Source organism: Shinella sp. OV683, from assembly GCF_057787725.1.
In genome coordinates this window covers 2,360,440-2,379,065 of record NZ_CM173543.1, presented here as the reverse complement: position 1 = coordinate 2,379,065, position 18,626 = coordinate 2,360,440, and the positions used below count along the sequence as shown (strand labels likewise).

At 59.5% G+C, this 18,626-nt stretch carries 15 protein-coding genes; 7 read left to right on the top strand and 8 right to left on the bottom strand.

Going from position 1 to position 18,626, the window contains the following annotated elements:
- Positions 1 to 16 precede the first annotated feature (16 nt).
- On the bottom strand, positions 17 to 589 hold the full coding sequence (gene gfa, locus ACXHRN_RS11330) for an S-(hydroxymethyl)glutathione synthase (protein ID WP_488641416.1): 573 nt from the start codon (positions 587 to 589) through the stop codon (positions 17 to 19).
- A 227-nt stretch (positions 590 to 816) separates the two neighbouring features.
- Between gfa and ilvA the strand changes: the two genes are divergently transcribed.
- Positions 817 to 2,067, top strand: coding sequence for a threonine ammonia-lyase (gene ilvA, locus ACXHRN_RS11325; protein ID WP_488641415.1), 1,251 nt, complete (start codon positions 817 to 819; stop codon positions 2,065 to 2,067).
- A 185-nt stretch (positions 2,068 to 2,252) separates the two neighbouring features.
- A complete protein-coding gene (locus tag ACXHRN_RS11320) occupies positions 2,253 to 2,813 on the top strand; it encodes a cysteine hydrolase family protein (RefSeq protein ID WP_488641414.1) in 561 nt (186 codons plus the stop codon).
- A gap of 172 nt (positions 2,814 to 2,985) precedes the next feature.
- Here the strand turns inward: ACXHRN_RS11320 and ACXHRN_RS11315 are convergent, their stop codons facing one another.
- The gene (locus ACXHRN_RS11315; RefSeq protein ID WP_488641413.1) at positions 2,986 to 3,615 is read right to left on the bottom strand and encodes an invasion associated locus B family protein; all 630 of its coding nucleotides are present in this window, start codon (positions 3,613 to 3,615) and stop codon (positions 2,986 to 2,988) included.
- Between the two features lie 341 nt (positions 3,616 to 3,956).
- Between ACXHRN_RS11315 and ACXHRN_RS11310 the strand changes: the two genes are divergently transcribed.
- The 4 genes from ACXHRN_RS11310 to ACXHRN_RS11295 all read left to right on the top strand — a co-directional run bounded on the left by ACXHRN_RS11310 (position 3,957) and on the right by ACXHRN_RS11295 (position 7,105).
- Positions 3,957 to 5,762, top strand: coding sequence for an extracellular solute-binding protein (locus ACXHRN_RS11310; RefSeq protein WP_488641412.1), 1,806 nt, complete (start codon positions 3,957 to 3,959; stop codon positions 5,760 to 5,762).
- Between the two features lie 2 nt (positions 5,763 to 5,764).
- Complete coding sequence (locus ACXHRN_RS11305) at positions 5,765 to 6,433, top strand: DsbA family oxidoreductase (protein WP_488641411.1); 669 nt, start codon at positions 5,765 to 5,767, stop codon at positions 6,431 to 6,433.
- A gap of 65 nt (positions 6,434 to 6,498) precedes the next feature.
- Positions 6,499 to 6,753 (top strand): ribbon-helix-helix domain-containing protein, encoded by a 255-nt coding sequence (locus ACXHRN_RS11300; RefSeq protein ID WP_488641410.1) that lies wholly within the window; start codon positions 6,499 to 6,501, stop codon positions 6,751 to 6,753.
- A gap of 1 nt (position 6,754) precedes the next feature.
- The gene (locus ACXHRN_RS11295; RefSeq protein ID WP_488641409.1) at positions 6,755 to 7,105 is read left to right on the top strand and encodes a type II toxin-antitoxin system RelE/ParE family toxin; all 351 of its coding nucleotides are present in this window, start codon (positions 6,755 to 6,757) and stop codon (positions 7,103 to 7,105) included.
- Between the two features lie 3 nt (positions 7,106 to 7,108).
- Here the strand turns inward: ACXHRN_RS11295 and mfd are convergent, their stop codons facing one another.
- Both mfd and ACXHRN_RS11285 read right to left on the bottom strand, forming a co-directional pair.
- Entirely contained in the window at positions 7,109 to 10,609 is a 3,501-nt protein-coding gene (gene mfd / locus ACXHRN_RS11290) for a transcription-repair coupling factor (RefSeq protein ID WP_488641408.1), read from the bottom strand.
- A 36-nt stretch (positions 10,610 to 10,645) separates the two neighbouring features.
- Entirely contained in the window at positions 10,646 to 10,954 is a 309-nt protein-coding gene (locus ACXHRN_RS11285) for an FAD assembly factor SdhE (protein ID WP_488641407.1), read from the bottom strand.
- A gap of 98 nt (positions 10,955 to 11,052) precedes the next feature.
- On the opposite strand from ACXHRN_RS11285, the gene recG reads away from it, so the two are divergent.
- Positions 11,053 to 13,158, top strand: coding sequence for an ATP-dependent DNA helicase RecG (recG, locus tag ACXHRN_RS11280; protein ID WP_488641406.1), 2,106 nt, complete (start codon positions 11,053 to 11,055; stop codon positions 13,156 to 13,158).
- On the opposite strand, the gene ACXHRN_RS11275 is transcribed toward recG, so the two are convergent.
- From ACXHRN_RS11275 to ACXHRN_RS11260, 4 genes are all read right to left on the bottom strand, one after another.
- Complete coding sequence (locus tag ACXHRN_RS11275; RefSeq protein ID WP_488641405.1) at positions 13,114 to 13,833, bottom strand: DUF502 domain-containing protein; 720 nt, start codon at positions 13,831 to 13,833, stop codon at positions 13,114 to 13,116. The two genes, recG and ACXHRN_RS11275, sit on opposite strands and share 45 nt — an antisense overlap.
- A gap of 69 nt (positions 13,834 to 13,902) precedes the next feature.
- On the bottom strand, positions 13,903 to 15,732 hold the full coding sequence (gene glmS, locus ACXHRN_RS11270; RefSeq protein WP_488641404.1) for a glutamine--fructose-6-phosphate transaminase (isomerizing): 1,830 nt from the start codon (positions 15,730 to 15,732) through the stop codon (positions 13,903 to 13,905).
- Positions 15,733 to 15,832: 100 nt separating this feature from the next.
- The gene (gene glmU / locus ACXHRN_RS11265; protein WP_488641403.1) at positions 15,833 to 17,188 is read right to left on the bottom strand and encodes a bifunctional UDP-N-acetylglucosamine diphosphorylase/glucosamine-1-phosphate N-acetyltransferase GlmU; all 1,356 of its coding nucleotides are present in this window, start codon (positions 17,186 to 17,188) and stop codon (positions 15,833 to 15,835) included.
- A gap of 85 nt (positions 17,189 to 17,273) precedes the next feature.
- Positions 17,274 to 18,590: a hemolysin family protein gene (locus ACXHRN_RS11260; RefSeq protein WP_488641402.1), complete on the bottom strand. Its 1,317-nt coding sequence runs from the start codon at positions 18,588 to 18,590 to the stop codon at positions 17,274 to 17,276.
- Between the last annotated feature and the right edge of the window lie 36 nt (positions 18,591 to 18,626).

The following is an 18,626-nucleotide window of genomic DNA, read 5'->3' as shown; positions in this document are numbered from 1 at the left end:
TCGCCCGGTCATTACTCTATTCCTTGAAGGTACCGAGCTTCTTTGCTGTGAAGGTCGCCAGGACATCCATCAGCGTTGGGTTGAGGCAATCATAGGGCTCAAGGCCCAGTTCCTTGAAGCGCGCACGGATGCCGTCCATTTTCGAAGGACTGACGCCGGATTCGATCACCGACGACACGAAGGCTGCAAAGCCCGGTGCGGCCGAGCCGCTTTCAGCAAAACGTTCCGGATGGATGAAGCTCAGGCCCTTGAATGCGTGATCGCGCTCGACCGGCCCGTACATGTGGACGCCGCATTCCTTGCAGGCATGGCGCAGGATGAGAGCGGAGGGATCGACAACTGCGAGCTTGTCGCCATTTTCGGCGACTTCGATATTGTCTGTGCCGGTTACCGCGACGACGGAGAAGATCGCACCCGCCGGCTTCCAGCACTTGGTGCAGCCGCACGCATGGTTATGCGCGACATCACCCTTTACCTTCAGCCGAACCGTCCTGCTGGTGCAGAGGCAAGAGAGGGTGCCGCCGGCGAAATTGCCGCTGCCGGCCTTTACGCCACCGTCGATCGAGGGATGCAGAGATACTGATGCCATTGATATTCCTCCCAATTTTTTCATTGAAGATAGTCCGCCCAGGCAAGAGTGTTTCATGAGAAGAAAGCTTTGGCAACAGCCGTAAACGTCCAGTCTTGGTCGCATTTCTTTTCTTGACTGAAATAGTCGCAATATATCCGCCAGCGTACCGACCGTCGAGAAAATGGCTTTTTATCAGCGCTTTGCTGTGCGATAGCGGTGGCTCAAACAACGCATGGACGATCGCCGTGACCCGACAAGATGTGATGGACGCCACAGATGCAATGCGAGGCTTGTTTGCCGAAACGCCGCTGCAGCTCAATGAACATCTCAGCCGCCGCTATGGCGCCGACATCTGGCTGAAGCGCGAGGATCTGACGCCGGTAAGATCCTACAAGATTCGCGGTGCCTTCAATTTCATGCGCAAGGTGATCGACCAAGGCGGCAGCGATCGAATTTTCGTTTGCGCGTCGGCGGGCAATCATGCCCAGGGCTTTGCCTTCGTTTGCCGCCATTTTGGCGTCAAGGGCGTGATCTTCATGCCAGTGACGACGCCACAGCAAAAGATCGACAAGACCAGAATTTTCGGTGGCGAATTCATCACGATAAAGCTGATCGGCGACTTCTTCGATCAATGCTACGCAGCCGCTCGCGAGCATGTCGAGACCACCGGTGGCTACATGGTGCCGCCATTCGACCATCTCGACATCATCGAGGGGCAGGCGACCGTTGCGGCCGAAATCATGGCGCAACTGCCCGAGGAAACTCATCCCGATCTGGTCATCATGCCTGTGGGTGGCGGTGGTCTGTCTGCAGGCATGACCGGCTTTCTCAAGGAGCAACTGTCGGACGGTGCCTTCCTGTTTGCCGAACCGGCAGGCGCGCCAAGCCTCAGGAAAAGCCTGGAGGCTGGCGTGATCGTCACGCTGCCCAAGGTCGACAACTTCGTCGATGGCGCGGCCGTGGCCCGCATCGGTGACCTGAATTTCGAGGCGCTGAAAACCTTCTCGCCAAGACAGGTTCTGCTGCTGCCGGAAAATGCGATCTGCATTACGATTACGGACATGCTCAATGTCGAAGGTGTGGTTCTGGAGCCGGCCGGCGCGCTGTCGATCACGGCGCTGGACATGCTTGGGGCCGAGCGTCTCAAAGGCAAGACGGTGGTCTGCGTCGTCTCTGGCGGCAATTTCGATTTCGAGCGGCTGCCTGACGTCAAGGAGCGCGCCATGCGCTATGCCGGGCTGAAGAAGTATTTCATCCTGCGTCTGCCGCAGCGGCCAGGCGCGCTCAAGGACTTCCTCAATCTGCTCGGACCGGACGACGATATCGCGCGCTTCGAATATCTGAAGAAGTCCGCGCGCAATTTCGGCTCGATCCTGATCGGCATCGAGACCAAGGCATCAGGGAACTTCGCTGACCTGATCGAGCGTTTCGATAATGCCGGTCTTGGCTTCGAAGACATCACCGAAAACGAAATCGTCGCCAATCTGATTATCTGATTCTCGCCGGTTTTTGTGGGCCAGTCCATAACGGTGAGGAAGATCGGAGTAGACGGCGCAGCTGTGCCGGTTTAGCTTGCCTTCCTTCCATCGAGGACTGAACGAGAGGCCGCAGCCGATGCAAATGGTCCGACATTCGTTCAGGGCTGCGCTTCGCTGGATGTGAACCGTCGAGGAGGCAGGCCATGTCCACGCTTCAGAACCGGCCGAACACAGCGCTGCTCGTCATCGACGTGCAGAACGGCGTCGTCAAGGACGCTCACGAACGCGACGCGGTTGTCGCAAACATCGCCAGCCTTGTCGAAAAGGCTCGGCTGGATCGGATCCCCATTATCTGGGTCCAGGATTCCAACGAGCATCTCGGAAGAGGAAGCCGTGACTGGCAGATCGTCCCGGAGATGCAACGGAACAGCGCCGAGCCGCTTGTCGAGAAGTTTTATGGCGATGCCTTCGAGGATACCAGGCTCGAGGCCGTGCTGTCGGGCCTCGGCGTCGGCAGTCTCGTCATCGTCGGCGCCGAGACCGATGCGTGCATTCGCTCCACGCTGCATGGCGCATTCGTCAGGGGATACGACGCCGTCCTCGTCAGCGATGCACACACGACGCAGGACCAGACAGCATGGGGCGCGCCGCCACCGAGCCAGGTCATCGCGCACACCAACCTGTATTGGACATACCAGACCGCGCCGGGACGGACGGCCGGCACCGTTAAGACGAAAGATGTCGACTTCGGAGCCAAAGCTTGAAAGCGTGTACGGGGGGCCTCCGAACCACACACAAAGATCGCATAAGATAGATTATGGAACTAAACGATGCCAGCGATATCAACCAAATGGCTGATCCGCCGGCTTTTCAGTCCATACGAAAAAGCCCGGAACTATGTCCCGGGCTTCATCAAAATTCGATACTGCGTGCAGATTACTGAGCCTTGGCCTTGTTCTGCGCGTCTTCGAGCTTCTTGCGGGCTTCCTCGGCCTTCTTCTGCATTTCTTCCTGCAGAAGCTTCTGGCGTTCCTGAACCTGCGATTCCTTCATCGCTGGACCATCGAAGATCCCGGTGAAGCCTTCGAGCGACATCTTGATCGGGTTCGGCATGCGCTGGAAGTTGATCGAGGTGAACACAACCTCGCCGCCCTTCTTGAGGTTGGCGATGACGGCGTCCGTCAGCGGCAGTTCGGCGATGCAGAGGTCAGGCATGCAGACGCCGTATTCCAGCTTCTGGCCCTTGCCACCGTCGATCTGCATGAGAACGCCCGGCGGGATCAGGCGTGCCGGCGGCACCGATACCTGCATGAACTTGCGGTTGACCTTGCCGGAAACCGTAACGATCGCAACGGCCGTCACCAGCTGTCCGGTGTTGGCGGTCATGATGTTGCGGACCGAGCAGACGTCGTTGTCGTCCTGCTTGTCGCAAATCTTGAACCAGCCCTGCGGTGTCTGCGGGTTGGCCTGCTGGGCGGAGGCGTAGCCCGGCGCCATCGCGATGCCTGCGACCAAGGACATAGCGGCAACAGTCGCACGCATTGCGGTTTTGAATTCGAAGCTCATAACGTTTCCCGTCTCCTGAAATCCGTGGCGGCCAAGGCGTCCGAGCCTTTTTCAGCCGGTGCCGTCCTGGCGCTCAATTGAGGCAAATACATGACCCGGATCATGTTTGCCCACCTGTTACATCGGCCCTGTTAATATATCCAGCGTTTCTTTTGACCACTTGCGCGATAATTTTGCAAATGTCGCCGATCCGTTGAATAATTGCCGCACTTTGGCCGGATGACGCGTCCTAACCCGTTGATTAGTTCCTCGCCCGGCAAGACCGCCGGTTCCCTCCATCCGCAACTTGCACTAATCTCGCACACATGAATCGCAATTGTCTTATTCGGGATTATCCCTCCTTGCCCAGACTGCTCATAGCCCTTGTCCTTTGGTTGTCGCTCGCACCATTCGCGTCGGCTGCGCCAGTTCACGGCATTGCCATGCATGGCAAGCCTGCCCTGTCCGAGGACTTCAAATACTTTCCTTACGTCAATCCTGACGTAAAGAAAGGCGGCAAGCTCGCATTCGGTGTCGTCGGCACATTCAACAATCTCAATTCCTTCATCCTCAAGGCCAAGCGTACGACCGCCCGCGGCATGTGGGATCCCGAGCTCGGCAATCTCGTGGTGGAATCGCTGATGATGCGGTCGCGCGACGAGCCGTTCACCATGTATGGATTGCTGGCGGAATCGGTGGAATGGGACGACGCACGCAGCTACATCCAGTTCAACCTCAATCCCAAGGCGAAGTGGTCGGATGGCCAGCCTGTGACGCCCGAAGATGTGATGTTCACCTTCGAACTGATGCGCGACAAGGGCCGCCCGCCCTTCTCGACTCGCCTGAAGCGTGTGGCGAAGATGGAGAAGGTCGGAGAGCATTCGGTCAAGTTCACCTTCAACGATCTCGCCGACCGTGAATTCCCTCTCCTGCTGGCTCTGTCGCCCGTCCTGCCCAAGCATGCAACCAAGGTGGACACCTTCGACGAGACGACGCTGGTGCCGCAGCTCGGCTCCGGCCCCTATCTCGTCAAGCAGATCAAGCCCGGCGAAAAGATCGTCTATAAGCGCGACCCCAACTATTGGGGCAAGGACATTCCATCGAAAGTCGGCTTCGACAATTTCGACGAGATTTCCATCGAATATTTCCTGCAGGAGAACACCCTGTTCGAGGCCTTCAAGAAAGGCGAGATCGATGTCTATAAAGAGGGCTCGCCGAAGAAATGGGACCAGTCCTATGTCTTCCCGGCGGTGACATCGGGCAATGTGGTCAAGGATGTCTTCAAGCCCGGCCTGCCGGCCAACATGTATGCGATGGTGTTCAACACCAGGCGCAAATTGTTTGACGATCCGAAAGTGCGCGAAGGGCTGAGCCTCGCTTTCGATTTTGAATGGGTCAACAAGAACCTTTATGAGGGAGCCTATACGCGAACTGAAAGCTTCTGGCAGAATTCCGTGCTTTCGAGCCTCGGCCGGCCGGCAAGCGACAAGGAGCTCGCTCTGCTGGGCGATGCGAAAAGTAAGATCGATCCCTCCGTCTTGGCCGGCACCTACAAACTGCCAGTCACCGATGCATCGGGTCGGGACCGCAAGACGCTTAAGCGGGCCTACGACCTGCTCCTCGCCGCCGGCTACAAGATCAGCGACGGCAAGATGCGCGGAGCCGACGGGCGGCCGCTGACATTCGAAATCCTGACGCAAAATCAGGATCAGGAAAGGATCGCCATAGCCTACCAGCGCAATCTGGCAGCGCTCGGCATCGATATCACCATCCGCACAGTCGAGGATGCGCAATATCAGGAACGTACCCAGCGTTTCGATTTCGACATGGTCATGCGTACCTATGCATCATCGCTGTCGCCGGGTCTCGAGCAGACCACCAACTGGGGCTCGGAATCGCGCGACATCCAGGGCAGCGAGAACATGGCCGGCGTCCATGACCCGGATATCGACCGGATGATCGAGAACATACTAGCGGCCAAATCCGATGATGATTTCACCGCCGCAGTCCGTGCCCACGACCGTCTGCTGATTTCGGGTCACTATGTGATCCCGCTTTATCACATCGGTGAACAGTGGGTTGCGCGCTGGAAGTATATCGGCCGTCCCGCCTATGTGCCACTCTATGGCGCACAAATTCCCGTCTGGTGGGATGAAAGGGTTCAGTGACTATGAGCGTAGAGCATATCGATATCGAGATTATTTCTGACGTGGTTTGCCCGTGGTGCTACCTCGGCCAGCGACGGCTGCACCTAGCGCTTGAACAGGCCAGCGATATCGTTACGGCAGATATCAGCTGGAAACCCTATCAGCTCGAGCCGAATGCTCCGCCTGAAGGTTTTGACGCGCTGGACTATCTCGGCAAGAAGCTCGGCGGCATCGACGCGGTGAAGCGCTCGCATGAAATGCTGCGCAAGCTGGCAGCCGAGATCGACCTGCCGATGCAGATCGAAAAGGCGACCAAGTTCCCCAACACGCTCGACGCGCACCGGCTCATCCATTGGGCAGGACTGGTCGGCTCAGAGATGCAGGACAAGGTCGCGCGCGCCCTGTTTACCGCAAATTTCGTCGAGGGCCGCGACGTCGGCGATCGTGCGACGCTTGTACAAATTGCCGGAGAAAACGGCATGGATCGTCGGGTTGTCGAGCAAAGGCTCGCCTCCGACGATGACCGGGCCCTCATCCTTGAAGAAATCCGCAATGCCCAGAAGATGGGCGTTTCCGGCGTGCCCTGCTTCGTCATCGACAAGCAATATGCGGTCACAGGCGCACAGTCAGTCGAGGCATTCGTCAATGCCTTCCGGCAGATCGCCGAGATGAAGCGCAAGTCTGCGGAGTAAAATCCTCATTGTTGACATTGCCTCGTGCCCAACCGATATTCATCGATGAGCTGAGGAAATCAAGGATGGCAACAACCGACGAAATATTCGTAAAAGTCGATGGCAAGCTGAAAGCCCACGTTCAACGGCAGGTAAGTTCCGATAGCAAATTTGCTACAGCGTCGGATTACGTGCGGGAGCTAATTCGACGCGATCTGGAAGACCAGGTCGAACTGCGAAACTGGTTCGACGAGAATCTGAAACCAGCTCTTGAAGCAGATGAAAATGACTTCGCAGAAGTCAGCGCCGAGGACGTCATAAGCCGCAACAAGCGGCAGTAGTATGCCGGGATATGTCTTCTATCCCACAGCCGACCTGGCGCAAGACAAAATCTGGACATACACGGTTGACACTTGGGGAGAGCCCCAAGCCGAGAAATATATCCTCGGCCTTCATGAGCATCTAGCACGCCTAGCCTCCTTAAAATCCTCATGGAGAAGATTGCCGCGCTATATCGCTTCGCTCCCGGGAGCTGACGGGAATATTTTCGTCAGCAGATATCGACATCACATGATTTTCTTCCGAGAGCTTCCGAGCGGAAAAATCGGCGTCCTGACTGTGCTGCATGAGAAGTCAGACCTGCCAAAACGTCTCGGCGAGGACCTGCGGCGCCTTACGGAAAACAAGCGCTAACTTTCACCCCTGCCCGGCGATCTCCGCCAGTTGCGTCATCAGCATCGCCGCGGCTGCCATCCGCTTGGACGGTGCCGGAAGGTCACGCGCCAGGAACATCGAGTGGTCAGGCCGAATCTTGGCAAGCGTGCCTTGCCTGGAAATGAACCCGACCAAGCCTGCCGGGTTCGGAAAGGTCCTGTCGCGAAACTGCACGACAAGGCCTTTCGGCCCGGCTTCCAGCTTCTCGACGTTGGCGATGCGGCAAAGCGTCTTGATGTAAACGACCTTGAGCAGCGCCTCGACTTCCGCGGGCATTGGGCCGAACCGGTCGATCATCTCGGCGCCAAAGCCGTCGATCTCCTTGATGTCCTGCAATTCGCCAAGGCGCCGATAGAGCCCCATGCGCAGATGCAGGTCGGGGACATAATTTTCCGGGATCATCACCGAGACGCCAACGACGATCTGCGGAGACCAACCGGAATCCTGTACCTGCTCGTCGCCCTTGACCTCGAGCACCGCCTCTTCAAGCATCTGCTGGTAAAGTTCGAAGCCGACTTCCTTGATATGGCCGGACTGTTCCTCGCCGAGCAGATTGCCGGCGCCGCGCAGGTCGAGGTCGTGGCTGGCGAGCTGGAAACCGGCGCCCAGCGTGTCCAGCGACTGCAACACCTTCAACCGCTTGTCGGCCATCACGGTCAGCGTCCGGTTGACCGGCAGCGTCAGCAGTGCGAACGCTCGAACCTTGGAGCGGCCGACGCGTCCGCGGATCTGGTAGAGTTGCGCCAGCCCGAACATATCGGCGCGATGGACGATCAAGGTGTTAGCCGTCGGCACATCGAGGCCGGATTCAACGATCGTCGTCGACAGCAGCACATCATACTGGCCATCATAGAATGCGTTCATGATGTCATCGAGTTCGCCCGGCGGCATCTGGCCATGCGCAACCGCCACTTTCAGCTCCGGCGCGATCTCGCGAAGGAAGGTGCTGATTTCCTCAAGATCGGCGATGCGCGGGCAGACATAAAAGCTCTGGCCGCCGCGAAAATGCTCGCGCATCAACGTCTCGCGGATCACCAGCGGATCGAAGGGCGAGATGAACGTGCGCACCGCCATGCGATCCACCGGCGCCGTGGTGATCAGCGACAGTTCGCGCACGCCTGTCAACGCAAGCTGCAATGTACGCGGGATCGGCGTGGCTGACAACGTCAGCACATGCACGTCCGATTTCAGCTCCTTGAGCCGTTCCTTGTGCTTGACGCCGAAATGCTGTTCTTCATCGACGATTAGCAGGCCGAGATTGGCGAATTTCACGCCATTGCCAAGCAGCGCATGCGTGCCGACGACGATGTCAGCCTTGCCCTCGGTCATTTCCTTCTTGGTCTCGGCGAGTTCCTTGGCACCAACCAGCCGCGAGGCCTGCCGGACGCGCACGGGGTAGCCGCGCAGGCGCTCGGTGAACGTTTTATAGTGCTGACGTGCCAGCAGAGTGGTCGGCACGACGACGGCAACTTGTGCGCCGTTCATCGCTGCAATAAAGGCCGCGCGCAGGGCCACCTCGGTCTTGCCGAAACCGACGTCGCCGCAGATCAGGCGATCCATCGGCCGGCCGGCGCCGAGATCGTCGCGCACTGAGTCAATCGCGGTCTGCTGGTCGTCGGTCTCGTCATAGGGAAAACGTGCCGAAAACTCGTCATAAAGGCCTTCAGGTGCAGCCAGAACTGGTGCCTGGCGCATGGTGCGCTCGGCAGCAATCCGGATCAGGCCGGCTGCCATGTCGAGCAGCCGCTTCTTGAGCTTGGCCTTGCGCGCCTGCCAGGCGACGCCGCCGAGCTTGTCGAGTTGCGCCTCGCTCATCTCCGAGCCGTAGCGTGACAGAAGCTCGATGTTTTCGACCGGCAGGAACAGCTTGTCACCGCCGGCATATTGCAGCTCGAGACAGGCGCGGGGCGCGCCGGCGGCCTCGATCGTCACCAATCCCATGAACTTGCCGATGCCATGCTCGGCATGCACGACGATGCTGCCTTCCTCGATCGCCGACGCCTCGGAGATGAAGTCCGCGGCGCGACGCTTGCGCTTGGAGCGGCGAACCAGCCGGTCACCGAGAATATCCTGCTCGCCGATAACAATCAGCGGGCCGGTCTCGAAACCGCCTTCGAGCGACAGCACCGCAGCCCCCGCCTCGCCGACCTTCATCTTCAGCGCTTCGTTGAGGCTCGCGACCGGCACGACTTTTTCCAGCCCGTGCTCGCCGAGAACCTGCAGCAGTCGGTCGAGCGAACCCTCGGTCCAGGCGGAAACGATGACTTTGTCGCCCTTTGCTCGATGGCTGGCAATGTGGCGTACGGCGGCGTCGAAGACGTTGATGCGTTCTTCGCCTTCTGCCTCGCCCGCCTTTGCCCATCGCGTGCCCGCACGCGCTTCGAGGGCAATCACCTTGCGGGCTTCGCCTTCCGGCTCGTTGAACGGTGTGATGCGGATCGCGCCAAGTGCCCGAAGGCCCAAGGTCACCTGCTCGCCCGAGAGATAGAGCTGATCGGGCGGTACGGGCTTGTAGGGCGCGCCCTGCCCCATGCCCTTGGTTTGCTTGCCGGTATCGAGTCGCGCTTCGTAGTAGTCCGAAATCAGCGTGAAACGCTCGCCGGCCGCTTCCCGTATCGTATGATCGGTGAGAATGCGGAATTCGCTGAGATAATCGAACAGCGTTTCCAGCCCTTCGTAGTAAAGCGGCAGCCAATGCTCCATGCCGGGAAAGCGACGGCCTTCGGAGATTGCCAGGTACAGCGCGTCGTCGCGGGTCGCCGCGCCAAACAGCGTCAGGTAATTCTTGCGGAAACGGCTGATCATGTCCGGGTTGAGCGACACTTCGCTCATCGGGTTGAGTTCGATGGATTTCGCCTGTCCGGTCGTGCGCTGGGTCAACGGATCGAAGTAGCGGATTGTCTCCAGCGTATCTCCGAAGAAATCGAGCCGCATCGGCTGTTCGTTGCCGGGCAGGAACACATCGAGAATGCCACCGCGCACAGCGAATTCGCCGACTTCATGCACGGTCGTCGAGCGATCGAAACCGTTCCTCTCCAGCCGGGAAGCGATATCTTCCATGCGCATTGTCGAGCCGGGCCGAGCCGAAAAGCCGGATGCCGCGATCGCTTCACGCGGCGGCAGCTTCTGCAGCGTGGCGTTGACGGTGGTCAGCAGGATAGCGGGATGCGGTCTCTTTGCGTGTTCGATGAGGCCGGAAAGTGCCGCCAACCGCCGCGCCGAGACGTCGGTGCCGGGCGATACGCGGTCATAGGGCAAACAGTCCCAGCCCGGCAGGGTCAGCACCGGGATCTCAGGCGCATGGAACGCCAGCATCTGTTCGAGGTCGCCGACATGCTGGCCATCCGAGAGCACATAGGCGACCGGCTTGCCCGACTTTGCCAACTCCGCGAGCACCAGCGCCTCCATGCCGGGCGGCACATTGGCAAGCGTAAAGCTCTGGTCGTCTCCCAGGATTTTCTTTGGGTCGAAGCCGGGGATCATGCGACAGACTTTCTGGGTTTCTCGAGCAAATTCATCTTACGTATTCGATGCCCCAACCTGAAAGGCTTCGTCTGGTCGAAATGCTGAAATCCGCCCGAAAAGCGGTGTCTTCAGCCGCTCCGGCAGGTCCTGCTCGCCACAGATCCACTTAAACAGATCATTGTCATCTTCTGACAGTATTCCCTCGAATTCATTGAGATCGTCTTCGGAAAGGCCGGCGAGTTCATTGTCGGCAAACTGCCCGAAGATCAGGTCCATCTCGCGAATGCCGCGATGCCAGGCGCGAAACAGCGTCCGCCGGCGGCGTGGGTCGAGTTCAGCTGTCGTGCGGGTGGTGCCGGTCATGATGTTATGCCTATCCCAGGAAATTCGAGCCCTCTATATCTTCTGGAAACCGAGTTGTCAGCCTTGCAAATCGCCCATCAAGCGGGTGAGATAGGTTCATGCGCCCTTCCCTTCTCGATCCGCTGTTTGCGTCGCTGTCCTCGTTGCCCGGCATCGGCGAGCGCACAGGCGCGCTCTATGCCCGGTTGCTCGGCCGCGAATCGCTGGAGGAATGCCGGATCATCGATCTGCTCTTCCATGTGCCGCACGGGCTGATCGACCGCCGCAAGCAGCCGGGCATCGCGCTTTCGCCGCAAGGGTCGATCGTCACAGTCACTGCCCGCGTCGATCGCCACCAGCCGCCACCGCGCGGCAACAATTCCGTTCCCTATCGCGTCTACCTGCAGGATGACACCGGCGAACTGGCGCTCGTCTACTTTCGCGCCAAAGGCAACTGGCTGGAAAAACAGCTGCCCATTGATGAGACGGTGATGGTTAGCGGCAAGGTCGACTGGTTCAATGGCCGCCCGTCGATGGTGCATCCGGACCACGTGGCGCGGCTCTCGGAGGGTGAAAGCCTGCCGCTGGTCGAGCCGGTCTATGGCCTGACCGCCGGCCTGTCGCCAAAAATGCTGCGCAAGACGATCGATGCCGCAATCACCCGCATTCCCGACATGCCGGAATGGCTCGATGCCAGCCTTGTCAATCAACAGCAGTTTCCGGAAACGGGCGCAGCCTTGCGGCACATCCATGCCCCGGAGGACGACGCGGACATCGACCCGCAAAGCCAGCCGCGCCGCCGACTGGCCTATGACGAGTTCCTTGCCGGGCAATTGTCGCTGGCGCTCGTCCGTGCGCGTCTGCGCAAGACGCCGGGCGTGCCTGTGTCGCCCACCGGTGAATTGTCCGGAATTGTCCAGCAAGCCCTACCCTTCTCCCTTACAAACAGCCAGTCGGCAGCCATCAAGGATATATTGCACGATATGGCCGGACAGGACCGCATGCTGCGGCTGCTGCAAGGCGATGTCGGGTCGGGCAAGACGGTCGTGGCGCTGATGTCTATCCTCGCGGCTGTCGAAAGCGGCGGCCAGGCCGTGCTTATGGCGCCGACCGAAATTCTCGCCCGCCAGCATTTCACGACCGTCAGCCAGATGGCGGCCAAGACCGGTGTCTCGATCGAGATCCTGACCGGCCGCACCAAGGGCCGTGAGCGCGAGGAAATCCTCGATCGCATCGCCGCCGGCCAGGCGCAGATCGTCATCGGCACCCATGCGCTGTTCCAGGACAATGTGAACTACAAAAACCTGCTGCTGGCCGTGGTCGACGAACAGCATCGGTTCGGCGTCCACCAGCGGCTGCGGCTGACGGCCAAGGGCATCTCGCCGCATATGCTGGTCATGACGGCCACGCCCATCCCGCGCACGCTGGTGCTGGCGGCCTTCGGCGACATGGATGTCTCCAAGCTCACCGAAAAGCCCGCCGGACGCAAGCCGATCCAGACGGTCATCATGCCGGGCGAACGCGTTGCAGACATTGTCGAACGCCTTCGCACGGCTGTTTCGGAAGGCCGCAAGGTCTACTGGATCTGCCCCTTGGTCGAAGAGACCGAGGAGAGCGACCTGATGTCGGTCGAGGAACGGCACGCGATCCTCTCGCAATTCTTCGGCAACCAGGCAGCGCTGATCCATGGCCGGATGAGCGGCCCTGAAAAGGACGCCGTCATGCTCGGCTTCAAGAACGGCGAGACGAGGTTGCTGGTCGCCACGACAGTTATCGAGGTCGGCGTCGATGTGCCGGATGCAACAATCATGGTGATCGAGCACTCCGAACGCTTTGGGTTGGCCCAGCTCCACCAGTTGCGTGGGCGCATCGGCCGCGGCAGTGAGGCGTCGAGCTGCATCCTGCTTTATGCCGGCAAGCTCAGCCAGAATGCCGAAGCGCGGCTGAAGATCATGCGCGAAACAGAAGATGGTTTCGTGATCGCCGAGGAGGATTTGCGGTTGCGCGGTGAAGGCGAACTTTTAGGCACCCGGCAGTCCGGGACGCCCGGATTCGTGATCGCCAGTCTGGAAGCGCATGCTGATCTACTGGAGATCGCCCGCAAGGACGCGCACTACCTGCTGGAACGTGACCCGGATTTGACCAGCCCGCGCGGCGAAGCGATCCGCACGCTGCTTTATCTATTTAGACGAGACGAGGCGATCCGCTTCCTTAATGCTGGTTAGCTGTGGTTGCGGCACCGTCTTCGCCGCCCAGTCCGGAGACACCAGGCCGCCGGAGATCAGCAGCTTGGCCGCATCCTCCGTCGACATATCGAGTTCCATGATCTTGGACTTCTCCACGAATATGAGGAAACCAGCCGTCGGTACCGGGGTCGGCGGCAGGAAGACAGCCGCCATTTCCATGCCCTTGTCATTGAACCGCGAGGCGATTTCGCCCGCCGCATCAGTGGCGATGAAAACCAGAGACCAGAGGCCCGGCGACGGATACTCGATCATGCCGACTTTCTTGAACGAATTGCTGCGCTCCCGCAGCACGGTCGCGAAGATCTGCTTCAGCCCCTTGTAGAGCGAGCGCACCAGTGGCATGCGGGCCAGGACGGATTCGCCGAATTCGACGATTGTGCGCCCGATCAGGTTCTTGCCGAGCACGCCGACGATGGTGATCAGGATGACGGCGATCAGCAGGCCGAAGCCCGGCACGGCGAACTTGATGTAATGCTCTGGCGAAAAACGCAGCGGGATATAGGGTTTTACCCAGCTGTCGGCCCAATGGATGAAGGTCCAGGTCAGCCAGATGGTGATGGCGATCGGCGCGCAGATGATCAAGCCTGTCAGGAAGTTGTTGCGCAACCTGACGCCTAACGGTGGCTTGGGTATTTTCGGCGGCACGTCACTCATGGTGAAATCCAGTCTGATCCAACGCATGAATCTTAGCGCGGCACTGCTGCGCCGCACAAGGGCCTTTATTCACTCGACGGTGACCGATTTGGCGAGATTTCTCGGCTGGTCGACGTCGGTGCCCATGAAAACCGCCGTGTGATAGGCGAGCAACTGTATCGGCAGCGAGAACACCATCGGCTGGATGGCCTCATTCATGTCAGGCAGGACGATAGTTGCCATCGTATCGAGATCGGTGGCTGCAGCGCCCTTGTCGTCGGTGATCAGGATGATCCTGCCACCGCGCGCCGCGACTTCCTGCATGTTCGAAACGGTTTTTTCGAAGAAACGGTCATGTGGCGCGATGACAATGACGGGCATCTTCTCATCGATCAGCGCGATCGGACCATGTTTCAGTTCGCCGGCGGCGTAGCCCTCCGCATGGATGTAGGAGATTTCCTTGAGCTTTAGCGCGCCTTCCATGGCAAGCGGAAAACTCGTTCCGCGGCCGAGATAGAGTACGTCCTTGAACTTCGCGAGATCGCGCGCCAGCGTTTCGATCAGCGGCTGGATGCGGTTCAGCACGGCGCTCATGATGCGTGGCATCTCGGCGAGATGACCGACGAGCCTCTTTTCCTCCTCGGTTGTCAGCGTTCCGCGTTGGCGGCCAGCACTGATCGCCAGCGATGCGAGCACCGTCAACTGGCTGGTAAAGGCCTTGGTCGAAGCCACGCCGATTTCGGGACCGGCGAGGATCGGGAAGATCGCATCGGATTCCCGCGCGATCGTCGATTCCTTGACATTGACGACTGCACCGATCTTCAGGCCCGCGTCTCGGCAATAACGCAGCGACGCCAGCGTATCGGCGGTCTCCCCGGATTGCGAAATGAACAGAGCGGCCGAATTGGAGGTCAGTGGAACCTCGCGATAGCGGAATTCCGAGGCAACATCGATCTCCACAGGTAACCGCGCATAGCGCTCGAACCAGTATTTCGCAGTCAAACCGGCGAGATAGGCGGTGCCACAGGCCGAAATCGCTAGGCTTGTGAGATTGGTGAAGTCGATACCGTCCTCACGCGACCGGATGCGGCTTTCGGCAAAGTCGATGTAGTGGCTTAAAGTATGCGAAATCGCTTCCGGCTGCTCATAGATTTCCTTTTCCATAAAGTGCCGGTGGTTGCCCTTGTCGATAATGACATAGGCCGATGTGGTCGATTGCTGGCGCGGCCGGATCACCGGGTTGCCATCGAAATCCATGATCTCGGCACCATTCCTGGAAAGAACGGCCCAGTCGCCATCGACGAGATAAGTCACCTGATTGGTGAACGGCGCGAGCGCAATGGCATCGGAGCCGAGATACATTTCCCCCTGGCCGTAGCCGATTGCCAGCGGCGGGCCGGAACGGGCGGCATAGATGACGTCGGGCTGGTTTTCGAACAGGATTGCCAGCGCATAAGCGCCGGTCACCCGCTTCAACATGGCCTGCACGGCCTCGCGCGGCGACATGCCCTTTGCGACATTGGCGGCCACCAGATGTGCTATGACCTCGGTGTCGGTCTGGCTGGCAAACGTCGCGCCGGTCGCGATCAGCTCATTCCGGATCTCGGAGAAATTCTCGATAATTCCGTTGTGAACGACGGCAACACCGTGACTGAAGTGCGGATGGGCATTGGTCTCGTTGGGCACGCCGTGGGTTGCCCAGCGCGTATGCGCGATACCGGAATTGCCAGCCAACGGCTTTTCGCCGAGCACACGCTCGAGATTGACGAGCTTGCCTTCCGCGCGCCGCCGCTCAAGCTGTCCATCATGGATTGTCGCAACGCCCGCCGAATCGTAGCCCCGATATTCCAGCCGCTTCAGCGCATCGACAAGCCTGCCCGCTACCGGTTGAATTCCAACGATCCCGACAATCCCGCACATGCACCATACCTCTGGCCTAATTGGTCTGAACGTTTTTGGCTGGAAAATCGTCCTGCCGCAACCGATCCGGCATCAAATTCGGTTTCTTGCGTTAATGCGGCTACTTCTTCCTGGATTCCTTCAGTGCCTTGTTGCGCGCCATGATCTCTGTGGCATAGCCGTCCTTCGTCACCTGCCGTGCGCGACCGAAGGCGGCCGCACCGGCGGGCACATTCTCGGTGATGACACTACCTGAGGCCGTTAATGCCCCCTCGCCGACCGTTACAGGAGCCACCAGCGAGCTGTTGGAGCCGATGAAGGCATCCGCGCCAATATCGGTTACGAACTTGTTGAAGCCGTCGTAGTTGCAGGTGATGGTGCCGGCGCCGATATTGGCGCGCGCGCCGATCTTCGCGTCGCCGATATAGGAGAGGTGGTTGACCTTGGCGCCCTCGCCGATATCGGCGTTCTTGACTTCGCAGAAATTGCCGACCTTGGCCTTGGCATGCAGATGCGCACCAGGGCGCAGCCGTGCATAGGGTCCGACCGCAGCCCCTGACGTTACGTAAGCTCCCTCTAGGTGAGAGAAGGCATGGATTATGACGTCCCGCTCGATCGTCACGCCGGGACCGAACACGACATTCGGCTCGATCTCGGTATCCTGGCCGATCTGGGTGTCATAGGAGAGGAAGACCGTCTCCGGCGCGATCATGGTGACACCCGAGATCATCAGCTCGTGCCGGCGCTTCTTCTGCCAGATGGCCTCGAGTTCGGCGAGTTCGGCGCGATTGTTGCAGCCAGCGACGCTGTCGGCCGAGGCCTCGACAGTGGCGGCCTTGCCGCCTTCGGCACGGACGACTTCGACGATATCGGTGAGGTAATATTCACCCTTGACGTTGTTGTTGGAGATCTTGGCGAGCAGAGATGCGGCCTTCCTGCCGTCGATTGCCATCAATCCGCTGTTGCAGAACTCGACCTTGCGTTCGTCGGGCGTTGCATCTTTTTCCTCGCGAATAGCGACCAACTCGCCACCGTCTTCGAGCAAGCGGCCGTAACCGGTCGGTCGCGGTGTGCGAAACCCGATGACGGCGACGTCAAAGCCGTTGCGGACCTTGTCCAGTGCTTCCATCAATGGTCCGGCCTCGATCAGCGGCGCATCGCCATAGGCCACGAGGATCTGGTCGTAACCCTTTTCGATCTCTGCCTTTGCAGCGAGAACCGCATGCGCCGTGCCGAGGCGTTCCTTCTGCTCGAAAGGCAGGATCGTCAATGCGCCGGAGGACGCAGCCTTGACCACCGGATCGGCATCGCGGCCAACCACGAGTGCCACCTGGCCGACACCGGTCTTCTCAAGCGCTGAAATGACGTGGGAAATCATCGGCAGGTTGCCGATCGTGTGCAGCACCTTGGATTTCGCCGATTTCATCCGCGTGCTTTCGCCCGCCGCCAGCACCACCGCAAGGATACGTTCCGTCATTCCGATTCTCCCTCAAAAATCCATGCCGGAATATCAGCTTCGCGGCCCGGCGCAAAGCCGCCCGGGTCGACCCGAACGTCGCCGATCAGGCCAGTTCCGCAGGCGGGGCAAATTCGTTGCGGCCGATCTTGGTCATCAGGATCTTGTCGATCCGGCGGCCGTCCATGTCGATGACTTCGAATGTGTAGCCAAGCGCGTCGAGCTTGTCGCCCTCTTCCGGGTTCTTGCGCAGCTTCTGGACCACGAATCCGGCGACGGTTTCGTAGCCGTCCTCCGTCGACATCTCGTCGAATCCGAATGTCAGCTGCATCTCGTGCACGGCCGTGCGGCCATCGATCAGCCAGGAGCCGTCGTCGCGCCTGCGGATCTGGATATCCTCGATATCGTCATAGTTCGACGGCAGCACGCCTATGACGGCTTCGAGCAGGTCGGCGGACGTGATGATACCCTCGGTCGAGCCATACTCGTCGACAACGATCGCCATGTGGATGTTGGACGACTTGAAGATCTCGAAGGCCTTCAGGCAGTTCGTTACTTCCGGGATGGTCGGGATCTCCTGCACGTAATTCTTCAGATGGAACGATCGCGGCGTCAGCGTCGCGCGCAGGATGTCCTTGGCGCGCACGGCGCCGATCACGGTATCCGTATCGCCGCTGATCACCGGATAGCGCGAATGGCCAGCCGACTTGACCACCTCGATAACCTCATCGAGGCTGTCCTTGACATCGAGCGACACCATTTCCGTCCGGTGGGTTATGATCGATTTCACTGAGCGGTCGGCAAGACCCATGATGCGGCGAAGCATTTCGTGTTCGGATTTCTCGAACACACCGCTCTCGGCGCCTTCGGCCAGCACCGCATGCACCTCGGCCTCGGTAACTTCCTCGCTATCGGCACCTGCCATGCCGAGCAGCCGCAAGATTGACCTTCCTGAGATTTCGAAGAGATAGACCACCGGCGCGGTGATCCGCGACAGGATCGACATCGGCCGGGCAACGAACATCGCCACGCTCTCGGCATGTCGCAGTGCCAGCTGCTTGGGGATCAGTTCGCCGATGATGACGGAGAAATAGGTGATGGCGACAACCACGACAGCGCCCGCCAGCGCATGGCCGTAAGGCGCGATCATTTCGAACTTGTTGAGAACGGGACCAAGCTTCTCGGTAATCGACGCGCCGCCGTAGAGGCCGGCCAGAATGCCAACCAGCGTGATGCCCACCTGCACAGTCGAAAGGAAATTGCCAGAATCCTCAGCGAGCCTCAATGCTGCTGCGGCGCGGCTGTCGCCCTGCTTGGCTTTTTGTCTCAGAAGCGGCCGGCTGGCGGAAACGAGGGCCATCTCCGACATTGCGAAAAACGCGTTTATCAGGAGTAGTACAAAAATGATCAGTATTTCAGACACAAAAGTCGGGCCAGCCAATTTCAATTGGCGCTTAAC

Excerpts from the sequence above, each read along its gene's own strand:
- gfa (WP_488641416.1), bottom strand. The coding sequence starts at position 589 with ATGGCATCAGTATCTCTGCATCCCTCGATCGACGGTGGCGTAAAGGCC.
- ACXHRN_RS11320 (WP_488641414.1), top strand. The coding sequence starts at position 2,253 with ATGTCCACGCTTCAGAACCGGCCGAACACAGCGCTGCTCGTCATCGAC.
- ACXHRN_RS11315 (WP_488641413.1), bottom strand. The coding sequence starts at position 3,615 with ATGAGCTTCGAATTCAAAACCGCAATGCGTGCGACTGTTGCCGCTATG.
- ACXHRN_RS11305 (WP_488641411.1), top strand. The coding sequence starts at position 5,765 with ATGAGCGTAGAGCATATCGATATCGAGATTATTTCTGACGTGGTTTGC.
- ACXHRN_RS11300 (WP_488641410.1), top strand. The coding sequence starts at position 6,499 with ATGGCAACAACCGACGAAATATTCGTAAAAGTCGATGGCAAGCTGAAA.
- ACXHRN_RS11295 (WP_488641409.1), top strand. The coding sequence starts at position 6,755 with ATGCCGGGATATGTCTTCTATCCCACAGCCGACCTGGCGCAAGACAAA.
- mfd (WP_488641408.1), bottom strand. The coding sequence starts at position 10,609 with ATGATCCCCGGCTTCGACCCAAAGAAAATCCTGGGAGACGACCAGAGC.
- ACXHRN_RS11285 (WP_488641407.1), bottom strand. The coding sequence starts at position 10,954 with ATGACCGGCACCACCCGCACGACAGCTGAACTCGACCCACGCCGCCGG.
- recG (WP_488641406.1), top strand. The coding sequence starts at position 11,053 with ATGCGCCCTTCCCTTCTCGATCCGCTGTTTGCGTCGCTGTCCTCGTTG.
- ACXHRN_RS11275 (WP_488641405.1), bottom strand. The coding sequence starts at position 13,833 with ATGAGTGACGTGCCGCCGAAAATACCCAAGCCACCGTTAGGCGTCAGG.
- glmS (WP_488641404.1), bottom strand. The coding sequence starts at position 15,732 with ATGTGCGGGATTGTCGGGATCGTTGGAATTCAACCGGTAGCGGGCAGG.
- glmU (WP_488641403.1), bottom strand. The coding sequence starts at position 17,188 with ATGACGGAACGTATCCTTGCGGTGGTGCTGGCGGCGGGCGAAAGCACG.